This window comes from Sutcliffiella horikoshii (genome assembly GCF_020524325.1).
Classification (GTDB): domain Bacteria; phylum Bacillota; class Bacilli; order Bacillales; family Bacillaceae_I; genus Sutcliffiella_A; species Sutcliffiella_A horikoshii_D.
Genome location: NZ_JAIVKY010000019.1, coordinates 1 through 17,353 on the forward strand (window position 1 = coordinate 1; position 17,353 = coordinate 17,353).

Below are 17,353 nucleotides of genomic sequence, written 5' to 3' on the forward strand. Positions count from 1 at the left end.
TGATTTGGTTTGTTTTTTTCAGTAAACATTCTAACCAAATTAACCTACGATTTTACGAGTAAGGAGCTAGTTTCGTTCATGATAACTCGGCTTCGCCTGTGGGGTCTCAAGCTACCGTTTCCCCCCGCAGGAGTCTCTCACCTTGCGCTTCAGGCAACAGGGGGGGAATCTTATTTATTTTTAAACCACTAGCAAAAAGGAAGGCAGCAAGATATTCTCTCACTGCCTTCCTTTTGTTTATACGGCTGTATTACTCACCAGATACGTATGGTAGTAATGCCATTTGACGAGCGCGTTTGATTGCGATCGTTAATTTACGTTGGTATTTAGCGCTAGTTCCTGTTACACGACGAGGTAAAATTTTACCACGCTCAGAAACGAACTTCTTTAGTACATCAGTATCTTTGTAATCGATATGAGTGATACCGTTAGCTGTGAAATAACAAACCTTACGACGTTTGTTACGTCCACCTCTGCGTCCTCCTGCCATTTTATTCACCTCTTCTTTTTTAGATTTTTCGGCTTATGCAGCCATTTTTATAAAACGATTCCTTCTAGAATTAGAACGGCAAATCGTCATCGGATATATCAATTGGTTGGCCATCGTTCTTAAATGGGTCGTCATCAACACGAGTATAACCTTGGTTGTTGTTATTGCTACGCTGTTGGTTCTGATCATACCCAAAGTTAGGTGATGAACCATAGCCTTGATTTTGATTTGGATTAGGACGGGATGCATTTCCTGAACCACCGGATCCCTTAGGTTCTAAGAACTGAACACCTTCTGCCACTACTTCCGTTACGTACACACGTTTTCCATCTTGGCCTTCATAATTACGTGTCTGCAACCTGCCATCCACTCCAGCCAAGCTACCTTTTTTCAGGAAGTTTGCTGCGTTTTCAGCTTGTTTTCTCCAGACAACACAGTTGATGAAGTCAGCTTCGCGTTCGCCTTGCTGATTCTGGAACGTACGATTGACTGCCAATGTAAAGGTAGCAACCGCCACTCCACTTGGGGTATAGCGCAATTCAGGGTCTTTCGTTAAGCGACCTACTAATACTACGCGATTTAACATCAGAACCACTCCTCCTTGAGACGACGTCCATAAAGAGGACAACTATTATTTATCTTCTTTTTTAACAACAATATGACGGATGATGTCTTCGCTGATTTTAGCAAGACGATCAAACTCTTGAACTGCAGCTGGCTCAGCAGCTACGTTTACTAGCATATAGTAGCCGTCACGGAAATCATTGATTTCGTAAGCTAAGCGGCGTTTGCCCCACTCTTTTGATTCAGATAGATCTGCACCGTTGTCAGTTAGGATCGTATTGAAACGTTCTGTAAGAGCTTTTTTAGCGTCTTCCTCAATGTTTGGACGGATGATATACATGATTTCGTACTTGTTCATCACAGTCACCTCCTTTTGGTCTAAGCGGCCCTTGGTGGGCAAGGAGCAATCAATTATAAATAATCATTACTCACAAATTAAGATTATACCAGAGGGGCTGGATTTTTGCAACATGTCCTAATAGAACGATTGAAAGAGGGTGCAATTTCGTTTTGGCACGAACTCACATAATTTTGGCACGAACTCGATGCATTTCGGCATCAACATGCCTCATTTTGGCATGAACTTACCAACAAACTAAAAAAGAGAGGGAAAGTCCCTCTCTTTTCGAACAAATCTTATACGTTAAAGCGGAAGTGGATAACGTCTCCGTCTTTTACGATGTATTCTTTTCCTTCTAGGCGGACTTTACCTGCTTCTTTGGCAGCTGTGTGAGAGCCTGCTGCAAGTAAGTCTTCATAGGATACTGTTTCAGCACGGATAAATCCGCGTTCGAAGTCGGTATGAATGACACCCGCACATTGTGGAGCTTTCATGCCTGTACGGAATGTCCATGCACGAACTTCTTGTACACCTGCAGTGAAGTAGGTTGCAAGACCAAGCAAGTTGTAAGCAGCACGAATCAGTTGATCTAGACCAGATTCTTTAATGCCTAGCTCCTCAAGGAACATTGCTTTTTCGTCTGCATCTAGTTCTACTATTTCAGACTCGATTTTCGCACAAACTGTGATAACTTCTGCATTGTCTTTTGCAGCAAATTCACGTACCTGTTGCACATATTCGTTGTCAGAAGTGTCGGCTACATCGTCTTCGCCAACGTTTGCTACGTAAAGGACAGGCTTGCTTGTTAATAGGTGCATGCCTTTTAGGTATTTTACCTGCTCGTCCGTTACTTCTACTGTACGTGCCGGCAGCTCATTTTCAAGCGCTTCTTTTACAAGCACAAGCACTTCGTGCTCATATACCGCTTCTTTATCTTTTTGTTTCGCCAATTTTGCTACACGCTCAAGACGCTTATCTACTGACTCTAAATCAGCTAAAATAAGCTCAAGGTTGATAGTTTCGATATCATCAATCGGGTTTACTCCACCAGATACGTGAGTGATATTGTCGTCAGCAAAACAACGAACCACGTGACAAATTGCGTCTACTTGACGGATGTGAGATAAGAACTTGTTTCCAAGCCCTTCTCCTTTGCTGGCACCTTTTACGATACCGGCAATGTCGGTGAATTCGAAGTGTGTTGGTACTGTTTTCTTCGGATTTACAAGTTCTGTTAATTTTTGCAGACGCTCATCTGGAACATCTACGATACCTACGTTCGGATCTATGGTACAGAACGGGTAGTTGGCAGATTCCGCCCCCGCTTGTGTGATTGCATTAAAAAGCGTTGATTTCCCTACGTTTGGAAGACCAACGATACCTGCTGTTAAAGCCATTTTATCCACTCCTAACTTCCGTTAACACATATTTAAACCTCCCACAATTATAGATAGAATGGGAGGAAAAGACAAGTTTATTTGAATTCCAGTCGCTTTGACAGCCGTTGTTGATTTCCGCAAATGGCTTCGCTTTCCGTGGGGCGACCTTGAGCCTCCTCACAACGCTTGGGGGTCTCAACATTGTCGCTTCTCCCCCACAGGAGCCTTCGCCTTTTGCTACAATCAACAGCTAGATACTGGAGAACTATTATTCTTCACTTCTTACCAATATTTTCTTTATCTTCCTTGTAAATTCTTTTCTCGGCATGAGGACGGTGTGGTCGCAGCCTTCGCATTTGATGCGGATGTCCATTCCCATTCGTACTACTTTCCATCTGTTTGTTCCGCATGGGTGTGCTTTTTTCATTTCTACTACATCATTTAATCCGAATTCTTTATCTGTCATGTTTCTACACTCCCTATTTTTCTAGCTTAATTGGAAGCATGCCCGTTTTGCTTTGGTTCCCGGTTATAGAGGACCAGGCGTGGAAAAGGAATTTCAATTCCCGCTTCATCCAGACGATTTTTGACTTCCTTCCTAATCGAACGTCCGATATACCAATGCTTCATCGGCACAGTTTCACATGTGATCCTGAGTACAACCTCGGAGTTGCCTAACGTTTGAATGCCAAGCAGCTCTGGTGGTTCTGTCATTTCCACATATCTTCCCGGCATTTCTGCAAGCAATTCTTGAATTACTCGCTCCGCTTCTTCTATTTTTCCTTCATACGCAATGCTTACATCCACTACGGCAACGCTGTTATGAATGGAGAAATTCGTTAGTTCTACAATACTGCCATTAGGCAATATATGCAATTCCCCTGTCCAACTTTTTATTTTCGTGGTTCGAAGGCCAATCTCCTCCACATACCCTTCAAATGTGCCTGTTCGGATATAATCCCCGACAGAAAATTGGTCTTCGAATATAATAAAAAAGCCTGTAATGATATCCCTTACCAAGTTTTGTGCCCCAAAGCCGACAGCAAGACCGACGATTCCGGCTCCGGCCAACAGTGCCCTAACATCAATATGAACTATTTCTAAAATCATAATAAAAGCGACAAAATAAACCACGTAGGTTAATACATTTTGCAATAGTTTCAGAAGGGTGTTTTCTCTTCGTTCCGATATACGAATTGGCCCTTTTTCTCTTAGTTTCACAAAGTTTTGAATCAGTTTTTTTCCAATTCTTATAATCATACCTGCTACAAGGATGATCAGAAAGATTTTGAGCAATCCTTCCCCAATCAAAACCCAAAGATCTTCATTAAAAAATGAATCTTTCATTTGATTTAGCACGCGGTTTGTCCATTCCATATTCATTTTACCTCGTTCTCTTCAATTGTTTACTCCTAGATTCCCCAGAAATTGCTATTTTACTAAAACAAAAGAAGTGTTCCCTTACTAGTTTTCTCGGTTTTTAATCGGATAAAGTAGGATACAAACGAGCAGATAGAGATTGATTAGTCCAAATAGCGGGTAAAGTATTGCTACGAGGACGGAAAAGCCCACTGCGGTGAAGGGAACCATTAATAAAATGAATAATAAGCACATAAGCCAAAGCGGAATTGGAACGACATTTCGAAATCTCGTCACTAACCCGAGCAACCCGGAGGCCGCCGTGGTATAGATTGCGACCCAAAGCAAGATGGTCATGAAGAATAGCATATAAAATGGGTAGCTCTGAATGATGGCAAAAAGAGGGATTTCGAAAAGACCAAGCTTACTTTGTACCAAAATAAGCGTTTGGTTATAAAAAAGCGAGATGACTCCCAAAATGACCCCGCTCCCTACACTGGCAATGATAATTTCCCCTTTGCCTTTTACTTCTTTCCCAATCGCAGATAAAACAGCAACAAGAGGAAGGATATTCAATGCTGTAAAGGTGAATCCTGCAGGCCAATTGCTTTGTTTCAAGACGGAAGTGGGAATAGCATCCGGGCTGTTTAGCACGGCATCTATCAGCACATAAGCTAAGGTCAATACAATGATTGGGATAATCACCACGTTTACCGTTACCATCCCCTTGACGTCGTAAACAAACAACACAATCAATAAGAAGCATATGATCGCAATTCCGCCCCAATATGGAATAGAAAAGACCTGTAATGCCGCTCCACCTCCTGCAAGCATCACGACTGTCGTAGTAAATAAGTAAACGACCATTACTATATTGTATAAATACGATGCTCTCTCTCCGACAAGCTTTTTTAGAACGGGGGAGAAATGTTCAGACTGCTCTTTGCTGCTGATTTGCAGGATCACATAGCACGAAATGATAAAGAAAAGGGTAAATAAAAGAATGGCTAGTCCGCTTTCCGAACCGAAAAATTGCCAAAGTTCCCGGCCGGATGCATACCCTGCGCCAATCACTGTACCCAATATTAAAAACATCCAGCGAAACCCGCTTTTCCACATACATGCAACCCCCTAAAATATCCAAAAATTAAAAAAGTGGACGTATAGTTTCCCATAAATAGTCGTATACTGTTACTACTATTAAGAAGGAGTGGAACCTATGAATCTTAAATCTAATTTTTTTGAGAAGAAGGGAGGCAATATTCGTATTGCTCATGATGAAGTAAATGCATATAAGGAACTTGCACTTACTTTACACTCCAACCTTCCTACAAGCCTTGTGTACCGCCCAATCGTCATTGTTTGCATTGGTACAGACCGGTCAACAGGAGATTCTCTGGGACCACTAGTCGGTACAAAGCTTCATGATATAAAGCTTGACAATGTTCATGTATATGGAACCTTGGACGATCCTATTCATGCCGTTAACCTAGAAGAGAAGCTTGCATATATTCAGACAAAACACCTTACTCCTTTTATCATTGCGATTGATGCTTGTCTTGGCAGGTTGAAAAGTGTTGGTCAAATTACGATAGGGGATGGCCCTGTGATGCCGGGGGCTGGAGTCAAAAAAGATTTGCCGCCAGTAGGAGATATTCATATTACAGGAATTGTAAATGTTAGTGGGTTCATGGAGTTCTTCGTTTTACAGAATACGAGATTAAGTCTGGTGATGAAAATGGCGACTGTTGTGGCACAATCCATTCAAGAATTAGATAGATCCATTGAACGGAAAAATTTCCTTTCATCTGCTGCCAGGGAAACTGAACCGCCATTCATTCAAACGCAAGAATAGAAAAAAGGCCGACCAATAGAGAATCGACCTTGCAAGAAAGATATATTTTACAGGATAAAAAAGTATTGAATAAGTACAAGTGCGGCGGCCACTAAAATTCCTGGAAGCAGATTAGCCACTCGAATCGCGGTGACACCTATGATATTCATACCAATCGCCATAATCATAACCCCACCGGTAGCGGTAATCTCAAAAATGAGTAACTCCAATAAATCTGTTGGGACAAACCGGTCAATTTGAGTAGCAAATAAGGCGATGCTTCCTTGATAAATCATGACCGGGATGGCGGAAAACAGGACTCCGATTCCTAAAGTCGTGGTCAGAACAATACTAGTGAAACCGTCAATGATAGATTTTGTGTACAGCACTTGATGATCGCCTCTAAGTCCACTATCCAATGAACCGACAACCGACATTGCTCCGATAACAAAGATGAGCGTTGCCGTTACAAACCCCTTTGATACGGAGCCCTGCTGTTTTGACCCCATCTTACGTTCCAACCAATTGCCGACATTGTTCAGCTTTCGGTCCAGGTTGATCCATTCGCCGATTACAGCACCTACTACTAGACTAATAATGACAATTAAAAATTCATTACTCTTAAAACCCATCTGTGCTCCAAGTAAAAATACCGCAAGTCCAATAATTTTCATCACCGTTTCTTTCGTATTTTCCGGAATACGTGTGAAAATTTTCCCTATAAATGTACCGAGCACAATACATATACCATTAACAATGGTTCCTAATAAAACCACTCTAAAGCCCCATTTCTATTAAAGTAACGCCTATCCAAAAAAGCAAACCACCATGAAGTGATCTGCTTTTTATTCTTCTGTATGAGCTAATAACTCCAATAATCTGTTCAGGTCATCATCAGAAAAGAATTCAATCTCAATTTTGCCTTTGTTTTTCGTGCGTTTGATAAAGACAGAAGTACCAAAACGCTCCCGCAATACTGATTCGTGGTCCTTAAGGAAGATATCCTTTTCCTCAGGATCCTTTTTCGTTTCACGTGGAACACTTTCATTTAACTGCTGAATCAATTGTTCTAACTGACGCACATTTAAGTGCTCTTGCAGCACTTTATCAATGACCGCTTTTAACTTTTCTTTCCTTTTGAGTCCCAATAATGCACGGCCATGTCCCATGGAAAGTTTTCCATCATTCATCAGCTCTTGAACAGATTTTGGAAGAGATAATAGACGAATATGATTTGCGATATGTGGCCTACTTTTCCCAAGCCTGCTAGCTAACTGTTCCTGAGTCAGTTCCAGTTTTACCATCAAGGATTGATAGGCAGCAGCTTCTTCAATCGGTGTAAGATCCTCTCGTTGCAAGTTCTCCAATAGAGCAAGTTCCATCATCTGCTGTTCGGTTAATGAGCGGATTACTACAGGAACTTTGGACAGTTTTGCCTCTTTTGCAGCTCGAAAACGTCGTTCCCCAACGACAATTTCGTAACCTTTGATGCTTTTGCGAACAATAATCGGTTGAAGGATTCCGTGTTGCAGGATGGATTCTTTCAATTCTTGTATTGCTTCAGGCTCAAAGTATTTACGGGGCTGGTAGGGGTTTGGTCGTACTTCCTTGATACTGATTTCCTGAACGGCTTCTTCCTTGGAAGCTTCAATAGAAGGAAACAGCGCATTTATGCCTTTACCTAATCCTTTACCCATGTGTCACCACTTCCTTTGCTAATTCTAAGTAAACTTCCGCTCCACGTGATTTCGGATCATAAATAATGATGGGTTCTCCATGGCTTGGCGCTTCACTCAAACGAACATTACGAGGGATAATGGTTCGATACACTTTATCTTGAAAATACTTTTTCACTTCTTCAATTACTTGAATACCTAAATTTGTTCTGGCATCTAGCATGGTAAGCAAGACACCGTCAATCATAAGTTCTTTATTTAAATGTTTCTGTACGAGTCTTACCGTATTTAATAGCTGACTTAATCCTTCGAGTGCATAATATTCGCATTGTACCGGAATCACAACTGCATCAGAAGCTGTTAAAGCATTGATGGTTAATAAGCCCAAAGATGGGGGACAATCGATGATTATGTAGTCAAAAAGATGCTTCACATCATCTAATGCTCTCTTTAAACGCACTTCTCTTGAAATAGTTGGAACTAGTTCAATTTCAGCACCTGCGAGTTGTATGGTTGCTGGGATGATGGAAAGGTTCTCTACCTTTGTTGGGAGGATGGCCTTTTTTGCTTCCACATCTTCTACTAAAATATCATAAATACACTGATGGACTTCTGCTTTTTCTATTCCCACTCCACTTGTGGCGTTTCCTTGTGGGTCCACATCTACTAAAAGCACTCTTTTACCAATGTAGGCTAAACAAGCACCTAAGTTAACGGATGTAGTCGTTTTTCCAACTCCACCTTTTTGGTTAGCAATAGCAATGATTCTGCCCATGCTGTCACCTGCCTTCAGAAAAGAACATACTTTTTATTCGTTGGTCTGTAGATCTCCGCTGTTAATTTCCGCAAATGGCTTCGCTTTCCGCGGGGCGACCTTGAGCCTCCTCACTTCGTTGCGGGGTCTCAACATTGCCGCTACTCCCCCGCAGGAGTCTTCGCCTTTTGCTCCAATTACCAGCTAGAAACTACTTTATAGTTAAAGATTCTACTTAACAAGACTTTTCGTTTCTCATTTATTTTATCATGAATTGACTGAAATTTAACTTGTTTTTGAGAATAATTATTGGGAAGAGGGTGTGGGGGAAAATGTCGAAGAATGTTTCTCGGGAAATAATAGGCTTGGATGCAAAAAAAGATGGCTTCGCTTATTACTTATCTGGTTGTAGCGACTAGTAAGTTTACTAGATTGCTAGGTTTGATAAATAACGGCGAGGGCCATCCTTGGAATGGAATTATTTTTTCGGTATGCGGATTGTGAACTGGTAATATTCTTCGGTTTCTTCTTCTTGAGAGTCGAGCTTGATGCCGCTGTCGTTTACCATCGTAAGTGATTGGCGGATCGTGTTCATCGCAATACGCATGTCTTTACTGAAGGCTTTCCGTTTAGCCTTTGGTTTTGGATTTGCAGCTTCCAGCAGTTTTACCACGCGTTCTTCTGTTTGCTTGACATTCAATTGCTTTTCCAAAATTTCAGCAAGAACAGCCACTTGTTTTTCCGGAAGCTTTAACGGAATAAGGGCACGTGCATGACGTTCCGTGATTTTTTTCTGAAGAAGTGCATCTTGAATTTCGGAAGGCAGCTTTAAAAGACGTAGCTTGTTTGCCACAGTAGATTGCCCTTTTCCTAAGCGCTGTGCCAAAGCTTCTTGTGTCAAACTATGCAATTCCAACAACTTGGAATAAGCGATTGCTTCTTCAATTGCCGATAACTCTTCACGTTGAAGGTTCTCAATAAGAGCCACAGAGGCTGTTTCTGCATCGTTAAATTCTTTTACAATGGCAGGTATGGTCTCCCATCCTAGCTTCTGAACCGCTCTCCAACGGCGTTCTCCAGCAATGATCTCAAATTTACCCTCATCAAATTGACGGACGACGATAGGTTGGATAATTCCATGCGTCCGGATGGTCAGAGATAACTCTTCTATTCTTTCATCTACAAAAACAGTACGTGGTTGGTATCTATTCGGAACAATGTCCTTTACAGCTACCTGCATAATTTTTTCATGATCAGTCTTTTCTACTATTTCCTGTTCTTCTTTTTCGCCAATTCCAAAAAAACGAGAGAACGGAGACTTCATAGTTCCACCACCTTATGGATAGAATCCCTATTAACGTAATTCGCTTTTCACGTTAATAAGTCCTGTTTTTCCGATCAAAATGTTTCACATGAAACACGTTTTACATGCAAAGGGTATTTCTACTCTAATGGTTGCTTATTAGGTGTACCTGGTTTACGAGGGTACTTCTTAGGTGTAGATTTAATCTTATTGATGATAAGGATATTTCTTTCGCTTTCCTCTAAAGGCAATGAAAAAGAATGCACCTTTTCTAGTTTTCCGCCTAATATTTGCAAAGCTTTTTTTCCTTTTTCAAGCTCTTCGCTAGCGGCCGCAGCTTTCATCGGCACAAACATACCGCCTTCTTTAACAAGAGGCAGGCATAGTTCACTTAGCACCGATAAACGTGCAACAGCTCTTGCCGTGACAAGGTCAAATTTCTCGCGATAGTCCGCATTTTTTCCGAATGTTTCCGCTCTGTCATGAACAAAATGAACATTTTTCAAACCAAGCTCATTAGCAAGATTCTGTAAAAATGTAATTCGCTTATTCAGAGAGTCCACAATGGTAACCTTTAAGTTTGGAAAACATATTTTCAGAGGAATGCTTGGGAAACCGGCCCCTGCTCCCACATCACATAGAGATAATTCTTGGTTCAAGTCAACATAGAACGATGCGGTAATGGAATCATAGAAATGTTTAAGATAAACCTCTTCTTCGTCCGTGATGGCAGTAAGATTCATCTTTTCATTCCATTCGACCAACAGCTTGTAATATGTATCAAATTGAGAAAGCTGTTGAGAAGAAAGGGAAATCCCTTTCTCCTCCAACAGGGAAATAAATTGTTCTTTATTCATGTGTTCGTATCCTTTCTATCGTTGGATTTACTCGTTGGATACTTTGGCGATACGACCTTGTTCCAAATAAACAAGCAAAATAGAGATGTCCGCTGGATTTACTCCTGATATTCTGGATGCCTGAGCAACAGATAAAGGACGTACTTCTTTTAACTTCTGCCTTGCTTCGTTTGCAAGTCCGTGGATGTCATCATAATCAATGTTTTCTGGTATTTTCTTATTCTCCATCTTCTTCAAGCGATCCACTTGTTGAAGGGATTTTTGAATATACCCTTCATATTTCACCTGAATTTCCACCTGTTCTGCAACATCTGGAGCAAGCTCTTTATCAGCTGGAACCATCTGATGAATATGATCATAGGTCATTTCAGGACGCTTCAAAAGGTCTGCTGCCCTGATGCCGTCTTTCAGCTCGCTGCCGCCAGCTTCTCTGATGATGGTCTGAACCTGTTCATTCGGTTTAATGATGATAGATTGCAGACGTTCTTTTTCTGCTTCGATTTCTTGTTTTTTCGCTTCAAACTTTGCAAATCGTTCCGGGGAAATAAGCCCGATTTTATGACCGATTTCCGTTAAACGCAGGTCTGCATTATCATGACGCAAAAGCAAACGATATTCCGCACGAGAAGTAAGCAAACGATATGGCTCATTCGTTCCTTTTGTCACCAAATCGTCTATCAATACGCCGATATAAGCATCGGAACGGCTTAAGATAAGATCTTCCTCACCAAGGGCACGTCTTCCGGCATTAATACCTGCCATGATCCCTTGCCCGGCCGCTTCCTCATACCCCGAGGTCCCGTTGATTTGTCCTGCTGTATAAAGGTTTTGAACTCTTTTTGTTTCAAGTGTCGGCCATAATTGCGTTGGGACGATGGCATCATATTCAATGGCATACCCCGCTCGCATCATGCGGACATTTTCAAGGCCTGGAATAGTCGAAAGAATTTTACGCTGTACATCTTCCGGCAGGCTTGTAGAAAGTCCCTGCACATATACTTCTTGCGTATTTCTTCCTTCTGGCTCTAGGAAGATCTGGTGTCTAGGCTTATCGTTGAACCGCACCACTTTATCCTCAATAGACGGGCAATACCTAGGCCCGGTTCCCTTAATCATCCCAGAATACATCGGGGAACGATGAAGGTTATCATCTATAAGTTGGTGAGTTTCTGCACTAGTATAGGTTAACCAGCAAGGTAGCTGATCTGTAATGTACTCGGTTGTTTCATAGGAAAATGCACGCGGCACTTCATCGCCCGGTTGTATTTCCGTTTTACTGTAGTCGATGGAAGCACTATTTACACGTGGAGGTGTTCCCGTTTTAAAGCGTACCAAATCAAACCCAAGCTCCTCTAAATGCTCGGAAAGCGTTATAGAAGGCTGTTGGTTATTTGGACCGCTTAAATATTGAAGTTCTCCTAGTATAATTTTTCCGCGAAGAAACGTTCCTGTCGTGATTACGACCGTCTTAGATTCGTAGATGGCACCTGTTTGCGTGATAACACCCTTACACACACCGTCCTCGACGATTAACTTTTCGACCATCCCTTGCAACAAAGTGATATTTTCTTCATTTTCAATGGTCTTTTTCATTTCATGCTGATAAAGGAATTTATCGGCCTGTGCTCGCAATGCACGTACCGCAGGACCTTTACCCGTATTCAACATACGCATTTGAATATGTGTTTTATCGATATTTCTTCCCATTTCTCCACCAAGCGCATCAATTTCACGCACGACGATTCCTTTGGCAGGACCGCCTACAGATGGATTACACGGCATAAAAGCAACCATATCCAGGTTGATGGTTACCATTAACGTTTTCGCTCCCTGACGAGCTGCTGCCAGGCCTGCTTCTACACCTGCATGACCTGCACCAATTACAATTACATCATAGGAACCTGCATGATATTCCATGTGTGTTCCCTCCTATTCTAGGCTCTCCTCACAAATATTTACGAGAGTAGCCGTTATTTCCCTAAGCAAAATTGTGAGAACAGTTGATCAATCAGGCTTTCATGTACTGCATCGCCGATGATCTCACCAAGTATTTCCCACGTTCTAGTTAAATCTATTTGTACTATATCTATTGGCACGCCGCTTTCCATTCCCACTATCGCATCTTCGAGTGCTTGTTGGGCTTGCGTGATCAATCCGATATGACGAGAGTTTGAGACATATGTCATATCGCCTGCTTCTAAGTCCCCTTGGAAGAACATTGACGAAATGGCTTCTTCTAGTTCATCAATTCCTTGTTCCTCTTTTAAAGAGGTGGAAATGACAGTGTGATTGTTCGCAAGTTCTTTCACTTGCTCTATATCAATTCTTGTCGGCAAATCCGTTTTATTGACAATAACAATGACATCCATGCCTTTAACCGCTTCAAACAACTGCTTGTCCTCTTCTGTTAGGTCATCGTTATTATTTAAAACAAGCAAAATTAGATCTGCTTTTTTCAACACTTCTCTTGATCTCTCGACACCTATACGCTCTACAATATCTTCTGTTTCACGTATACCTGCAGTATCTACCAAGCGGAGTGGTACACCACGGACACTTACATATTCCTCAATCACATCACGCGTTGTCCCTGGAATATCGGTTACAATTGCTTTATTTTCATGTACGAGGCTGTTAAGCAAAGAGGATTTCCCGACATTTGGCCGTCCGATAATCACGGTAGAAAGACCTTCTCTTAATATCTTACCCTGTTGGGAAGTTTGTAACAGCTTTTCCAGTTCTTCTTTTACATAAGTGGACTTCTCAAGCAATAACTGATGCGTCATTTCTTCGACATCATCATACTCTGGATAGTCGATGTTTACTTCGACATGCGCGAGTGTTTCTAAAATTTCTTGACGAAGTTTCTGAATCAGTTTGGATAATCGACCTTCCATCTGACCTAGAGCCACATTCATCGCACGATCTGTTTTCGCACGGATTAGATCCATCACGGCTTCTGCCTGTGAAAGGTCAATACGTCCGTTTAAGAATGCTCGCTTTGTGAATTCTCCAGGTTCGGCAAGCCTTGCTCCCCTGCTCAGTACAAGTTGAAGTAATTTATTGACGGATACTAGTCCGCCGTGGCAGTTTATTTCTACCACATCTTCTCTTGTAAAAGTTTTAGGCCCTCGCATAACCGAAACCATTACTTCTTCTATTATTTTATCCGTTTTTGGATCTACGATATGTCCGTAGTGAATGGTATGAGAGGCAACATCATTCATTTTCTTGGAGGATGGGGTCACAAAGATTTCATCAATGATTCGGAACGCTTCATCTCCGCTCAGGCGGACAATGGCGATCGCTCCTTCTCCCATTGGAGTCGAAATAGCTGCTATCGTGTCAAACTCATACATATCATTCACCTCATTTCTTTTTATTTCTTCTATATCAATGTAAAATAGTTCGTCCTTTAACTTACTAAGGTTAGCATAATTTTTGTGTCTTTTAAAGTATTCCTGTTCGACAGTTATCCACAAAAATTTCCCGAGCGGTTCATTTGTCATCAATTATTTTAACTTATCCACATGTGAATAACAATAAACAAATCTCGCACATTTGTTTCATCAGTTTTGCCGAAGTTTGTATTAGCTAAAACCTCTTCAAAAATTTTAGAATTCGCTTTTCTTTTTAGCCGTTCCTTTCCTTCCTTTCCAGTGAAGACTTCACTCGTTCTTTTTTCTTGTCACTGAGGTCTTCATCACGTCCATGAGGACTTCTCATCTCCCATTTTCTTGCCATTGAGGTCTTCATCACGTCCATGAGGACCTTTTTCATCCTTTTTTCATGTCACTGAAGTCTTCATACCGGTGATGAGGACTTCTCTGCTCCTTTTTCCTCATCACTGAGGTCTTCATCACGTCTATGAAGACCCCCCTCGTCCTATTTCCTCGTCACTATAGGTCTTCATTACGACGATGAAGCATTGTCCTGACGAACCTGACGACAATAAAAAAACGGCTGGCCCTTATTGTTAGGGTCAGCCGTTTTTGTTTTGGATTATCTTTTTGCGACTTTGTTCTTTTTTGCTGTGATGACAAGGGAGCGGTTCGGTTCTTTTCCTACGGAGTAGGTTTCTACTTCCGGGTAGGCAGAGATGATCGAGTGCATCACTTTGCGTTCAAAAGAAGGCATCGGTTCAAGATGTACATCCTGTTTTGTTTTCATTGCTTTTTGTGCTAGCCGCTCTGCCAGTTGTTCCAGGGTTTCTCGGCGTTTCTCGCGGTATCCTTCTGCGTCGATGACAACATTTAGATATTGATTGGAATAGCGGTTTGCGACAATTTGCGTTAAATATTGAAGGGAATTAAGGGTTTGTCCCCTTTTTCCTATAATTAGAGCTGTTTTTTCGCCACTGATGCTAATGGAAATATTTCTACCTTCCACCTTTACATCAAGTTCTGCAACAATATTCATTTCAGTAAGAACTTTTTTCAAGAAATTCGTTGATTCTTCGATCGGGTCTTGCTTCAATTTGACGGTTACAACACTAGGTTTTGAGCCAAACAATCCGAAGAGACCTTTCTTGCCTTCGTCAACGATTGTAATTTCTGCACGGTCTTTTGATGTGTTTAGTTGAGCTAAAGCAGATTGGACAGCTTCCTCGACTGTTGGACCAGTTGCAGTTATTTCTTTCACTTTTTCGTTCCTCCTGCAGTTCCAGCAGCTGCTTCTTTTGCTTTTCTCAGCTCCGGTCCTTTAATAAAGTAAGTTTGAACAATCATAAAGATGTTACCCACTACCCAGTATAGGGAAAGTGCCGCAGGGAAGTTGATTGCAAATACAACGATCATGATTGGCATGACCCAAAGCATCATTACCATCTGCGGGTTGTTGTCCATACCGGCCATCATGATTTTTTGCTGGATGAATGTCGTGATACCAGCAACGACAGGCAGGATGAAATACGGATCTGGATCTCCCAAGTCAAACCACATGAAATTATGGTTGGCAATTTCCGTTGTACGAGTAATCGCATGGAAAAATCCAATAAGAATAGGCATTTGAACCAATAACGGAAAACAACCAGCAAGCGGGTTTACACCATGCTTTTGGAAAAGACCCATTGTTTCTTGCTGTAATTTCTGTTGTGTTTTTTGATCTTTGGAACTATATTTTTCACGAAGTGCTTTCATTTCCGGTTGTAAGGCTTGCATCGCCTTTGCATTCTTCGTTTGTTTAATCATTAACGGTAAGATAGCAAATCGGATTAATAACGTTACAATAATGATGGATAAACCATAGTCGTTGTTCATTAGTTCAGCAAAATACGTAATCAACCAAGATAATGGATAAACCACATATTCGTTCCAGAAACCTTCACTTTCATTGGTGATTGGCTGGTTGATTTCTGTACAGCCTGATAGTAAAGCTACAAGTCCAATAAGGGCCATTAGTAGCCATATTCGATTTTTCAACCTCTTTTTCCTCCTTTTTACACAAAAAAATGATTCCTTTTACATCCTATCATTTTTATCTGACAAATTGAATATATGTCACACTTCCAACACATTTTTCCTATTCCTTTAACACCGCTTTTGATTTCCGCAAATGGCTTCGCTTTCCTAGGGGCGCTGCTGGAGCCTCCTCACTTCGTTACGGGGTCTCCACCTAGCACTATCTCCCTCAGGAGTCTTCGCCTTTTGCTCCAAACAAAAGCTATAAACTTAGTAGAAAATAAAAAATTCTCTTATAGTTTATTTTTAGCAGATAGTGTCGGGAGTTTTCTTATTACGTGTTGAAGGCTTTTTTTAACTTCTTCCAATGACATGTCCGCAGCTGGTTTTCGAGCGATGATGACAATGTCGACGCCACCAGGCAGCTGTTCCTTTATTTCATGGACTGCTTGTCTGACTAGACGCTTTATTCGATTCCTTGTTACAGCGTTTCCAATTTTCTTGCTGACAGATAAACCGATCCGGAATACAGGCTGGTCCGCTTTCTGCACAGCATATATCACAAATTGTCGATTGGCCATCGACTTTCCTTTTTGGAACACATGTTGGAACTCTTTATTTTTTTTGATTCTTTGTTCTTTCCTCAATGTGTCTCCTCCTGCCTTACACAAATCCTCTAATTCGGTCTTATTTCAACATTCTTTCTCAAATCTGGTGAAAAAATAACCGGAATATGCCCGAAATAGTAAAAAAGACCACTGACAGTCAGTGGCCTTATGCTGATAATACTTTTCTTCCTTTGCGACGACGACGTGCAAGAACTTTACGTCCATTTGCAGAACTCATACGCTCACGGAAACCGTGTACTTTACTACGTTTACGATTATTTGGTTGAAACGTTCTTTTCATTACTATGACACCTCCCTGAGGATACTTCAAAATCTAAGTGGAAAAACACCTCTATATGATCGATAGACATTTATAAGCCGTTTTTCAACACCACTGGAAAGTCTTGCTTTCCTATAATATAAAATTTCTTTACAGACAGTCTTAATAATTATAGAGAATATACCATCGAAATGTCAACTTCCCAAATGTAAGTATAAATTCCCCAGCCTCACAAAGCAACCCTTTCTTTTTATATAGTAAAAACTAACAACAATAATCAATAGATCAAACCAACAACAAAAATAAAAAAGGTCTCAAAGGTGCCTGACCCCGAAAACAAATACTTAATCTTTTTAACACATTTCAATGCCGGGGTCTGGAACCTCTTCAGAGTCTGCGCTCCTTCCATTACGATTAACTAAGTTTTAACTTTTTCACTTTATACGTTCAACTTTTTTCTACCTGTGAATAACTTTTTTCGCTATTTTTCGTCATCCACAGCACTTATCG

The 17,353-nt window shown here is 41.2% G+C and carries 19 protein-coding genes; 1 reads left to right on the top strand and 18 read right to left on the bottom strand.

Annotation, left to right across the window (positions count from 1 at the left end):
- Nucleotides 1-250: 250 nt before the first annotated feature.
- The 7 genes from rpsR to LC091_RS19980 form a co-directional block, all read right to left on the bottom strand.
- On the bottom strand, nt 251-490 hold the full coding sequence (rpsR, locus tag LC091_RS19950; protein ID WP_010197852.1) for a 30S ribosomal protein S18: 240 nt from the start codon (nt 488-490) through the stop codon (nt 251-253).
- A gap of 70 nt (nt 491-560) precedes the next feature.
- Complete coding sequence (ssb, locus tag LC091_RS19955; protein WP_226683771.1) at nt 561-1,076, bottom strand: single-stranded DNA-binding protein; 516 nt, start codon at nt 1,074-1,076, stop codon at nt 561-563.
- Nucleotides 1,077-1,121: 45 nt separating this feature from the next.
- Nucleotides 1,122-1,412, bottom strand: a complete 291-nt coding sequence (gene rpsF / locus LC091_RS19960; RefSeq protein ID WP_226683772.1) for a 30S ribosomal protein S6 — start codon at nt 1,410-1,412, stop codon at nt 1,122-1,124.
- A 278-nt stretch (nt 1,413-1,690) separates the two neighbouring features.
- Nucleotides 1,691-2,791, bottom strand: a complete 1,101-nt coding sequence (gene ychF, locus LC091_RS19965; protein ID WP_226683773.1) for a redox-regulated ATPase YchF — start codon at nt 2,789-2,791, stop codon at nt 1,691-1,693.
- A gap of 250 nt (nt 2,792-3,041) precedes the next feature.
- On the bottom strand, nt 3,042-3,239 hold the full coding sequence (locus LC091_RS19970; protein WP_060665641.1) for a DUF951 domain-containing protein: 198 nt from the start codon (nt 3,237-3,239) through the stop codon (nt 3,042-3,044).
- Nucleotides 3,240-3,265: 26 nt separating this feature from the next.
- Nucleotides 3,266-4,150 carry a mechanosensitive ion channel family protein gene (locus tag LC091_RS19975; RefSeq protein ID WP_226683789.1) on the bottom strand — a complete coding sequence of 295 codons (885 nt, stop codon included), beginning with the start codon at nt 4,148-4,150 and terminating at the stop codon, nt 3,266-3,268.
- An 87-nt stretch (nt 4,151-4,237) separates the two neighbouring features.
- A complete protein-coding gene (locus LC091_RS19980; RefSeq protein WP_226683774.1) occupies nt 4,238-5,251 on the bottom strand; it encodes a YkvI family membrane protein in 1,014 nt (337 codons plus the stop codon).
- Between the two features lie 100 nt (nt 5,252-5,351).
- On the opposite strand from LC091_RS19980, the gene yyaC reads away from it, so the two are divergent.
- Nucleotides 5,352-5,987 (top strand): spore protease YyaC, encoded by a 636-nt coding sequence (gene yyaC / locus LC091_RS19985; RefSeq protein WP_226683775.1) that lies wholly within the window; start codon nt 5,352-5,354, stop codon nt 5,985-5,987.
- A 47-nt stretch (nt 5,988-6,034) separates the two neighbouring features.
- Here the strand turns inward: yyaC and LC091_RS19990 are convergent, their stop codons facing one another.
- The 11 genes from LC091_RS19990 to rpmH all read right to left on the bottom strand — a co-directional run bounded on the left by LC091_RS19990 (nt 6,035) and on the right by rpmH (nt 16,864).
- Nucleotides 6,035-6,742 (bottom strand): DUF554 domain-containing protein, encoded by a 708-nt coding sequence (locus LC091_RS19990; RefSeq protein WP_226683776.1) that lies wholly within the window; start codon nt 6,740-6,742, stop codon nt 6,035-6,037.
- 69 nt (nt 6,743-6,811) lie between these two features.
- On the bottom strand, nt 6,812-7,663 hold the full coding sequence (locus LC091_RS19995) for a ParB/RepB/Spo0J family partition protein (RefSeq protein WP_226683777.1): 852 nt from the start codon (nt 7,661-7,663) through the stop codon (nt 6,812-6,814).
- Nucleotides 7,656-8,417, bottom strand: coding sequence for a ParA family protein (locus tag LC091_RS20000; RefSeq protein WP_010197875.1), 762 nt, complete (start codon nt 8,415-8,417; stop codon nt 7,656-7,658). Before LC091_RS20000 ends, LC091_RS19995 begins: the two co-directional genes overlap by 8 nt.
- Nucleotides 8,418-8,874: 457 nt before the next feature.
- Nucleotides 8,875-9,720, bottom strand: coding sequence for a nucleoid occlusion protein (gene noc / locus LC091_RS20005; RefSeq protein WP_226683778.1), 846 nt, complete (start codon nt 9,718-9,720; stop codon nt 8,875-8,877).
- Between the two features lie 119 nt (nt 9,721-9,839).
- On the bottom strand, nt 9,840-10,556 hold the full coding sequence (gene rsmG, locus LC091_RS20010) for a 16S rRNA (guanine(527)-N(7))-methyltransferase RsmG (protein ID WP_088020054.1): 717 nt from the start codon (nt 10,554-10,556) through the stop codon (nt 9,840-9,842).
- A gap of 27 nt (nt 10,557-10,583) precedes the next feature.
- Nucleotides 10,584-12,473 carry a tRNA uridine-5-carboxymethylaminomethyl(34) synthesis enzyme MnmG gene (gene mnmG / locus LC091_RS20015; protein ID WP_226683779.1) on the bottom strand — a complete coding sequence of 630 codons (1,890 nt, stop codon included), beginning with the start codon at nt 12,471-12,473 and terminating at the stop codon, nt 10,584-10,586.
- 53 nt (nt 12,474-12,526) lie between these two features.
- On the bottom strand, nt 12,527-13,915 hold the full coding sequence (mnmE, locus tag LC091_RS20020) for a tRNA uridine-5-carboxymethylaminomethyl(34) synthesis GTPase MnmE (RefSeq protein ID WP_226683790.1): 1,389 nt from the start codon (nt 13,913-13,915) through the stop codon (nt 12,527-12,529).
- 643 nt (nt 13,916-14,558) lie between these two features.
- Entirely contained in the window at nt 14,559-15,197 is a 639-nt protein-coding gene (gene jag / locus LC091_RS20025) for an RNA-binding cell elongation regulator Jag/EloR (protein ID WP_226683780.1), read from the bottom strand.
- Entirely contained in the window at nt 15,194-15,976 is a 783-nt protein-coding gene (gene spoIIIJ / locus LC091_RS20030) for a YidC family membrane integrase SpoIIIJ (RefSeq protein WP_226683781.1), read from the bottom strand. The genes jag and spoIIIJ overlap by 4 nt, the downstream gene beginning before the upstream one ends.
- A 272-nt stretch (nt 15,977-16,248) precedes the next feature.
- Entirely contained in the window at nt 16,249-16,602 is a 354-nt protein-coding gene (gene rnpA / locus LC091_RS20035) for a ribonuclease P protein component (RefSeq protein WP_226683782.1), read from the bottom strand.
- A gap of 127 nt (nt 16,603-16,729) precedes the next feature.
- Nucleotides 16,730-16,864 (bottom strand): 50S ribosomal protein L34, encoded by a 135-nt coding sequence (gene rpmH / locus LC091_RS20040; RefSeq protein ID WP_010197888.1) that lies wholly within the window; start codon nt 16,862-16,864, stop codon nt 16,730-16,732.
- Nucleotides 16,865-17,353 lie beyond the last annotated feature (489 nt).

Coding starts and splice junctions, on each gene's coding strand:
- rpsF (WP_226683772.1), bottom strand. CDS start 1,412: ATGAACAAGTACGAAATCATGTATATCATCCGTCCAAACATTGAGGAA.
- LC091_RS19975 (WP_226683789.1), bottom strand. CDS start 4,150: ATGGAATGGACAAACCGCGTGCTAAATCAAATGAAAGATTCATTTTTT.
- LC091_RS19980 (WP_226683774.1), bottom strand. CDS start 5,251: ATGTGGAAAAGCGGGTTTCGCTGGATGTTTTTAATATTGGGTACAGTG.
- mnmG (WP_226683779.1), bottom strand. CDS start 12,473: ATGGAATATCATGCAGGTTCCTATGATGTAATTGTAATTGGTGCAGGT.
- mnmE (WP_226683790.1), bottom strand. CDS start 13,915: ATGTATGAGTTTGACACGATAGCAGCTATTTCGACTCCAATGGGAGAA.
- rpsR (WP_010197852.1), bottom strand. CDS start 490: ATGGCAGGAGGACGCAGAGGTGGACGTAACAAACGTCGTAAGGTTTGT.
- yyaC (WP_226683775.1), top strand. CDS start 5,352: ATGAATCTTAAATCTAATTTTTTTGAGAAGAAGGGAGGCAATATTCGT.
- rsmG (WP_088020054.1), bottom strand. CDS start 10,556: ATGAATAAAGAACAATTTATTTCCCTGTTGGAGGAGAAAGGGATTTCC.
- ychF (WP_226683773.1), bottom strand. CDS start 2,791: ATGGCTTTAACAGCAGGTATCGTTGGTCTTCCAAACGTAGGGAAATCA.
- LC091_RS19970 (WP_060665641.1), bottom strand. CDS start 3,239: ATGACAGATAAAGAATTCGGATTAAATGATGTAGTAGAAATGAAAAAA.
- ssb (WP_226683771.1), bottom strand. CDS start 1,076: ATGTTAAATCGCGTAGTATTAGTAGGTCGCTTAACGAAAGACCCTGAA.
- rpmH (WP_010197888.1), bottom strand. CDS start 16,864: ATGAAAAGAACGTTTCAACCAAATAATCGTAAACGTAGTAAAGTACAC.
- noc (WP_226683778.1), bottom strand. CDS start 9,720: ATGAAGTCTCCGTTCTCTCGTTTTTTTGGAATTGGCGAAAAAGAAGAA.
- LC091_RS20000 (WP_010197875.1), bottom strand. CDS start 8,417: ATGGGCAGAATCATTGCTATTGCTAACCAAAAAGGTGGAGTTGGAAAA.
- LC091_RS19995 (WP_226683777.1), bottom strand. CDS start 7,663: ATGGGTAAAGGATTAGGTAAAGGCATAAATGCGCTGTTTCCTTCTATT.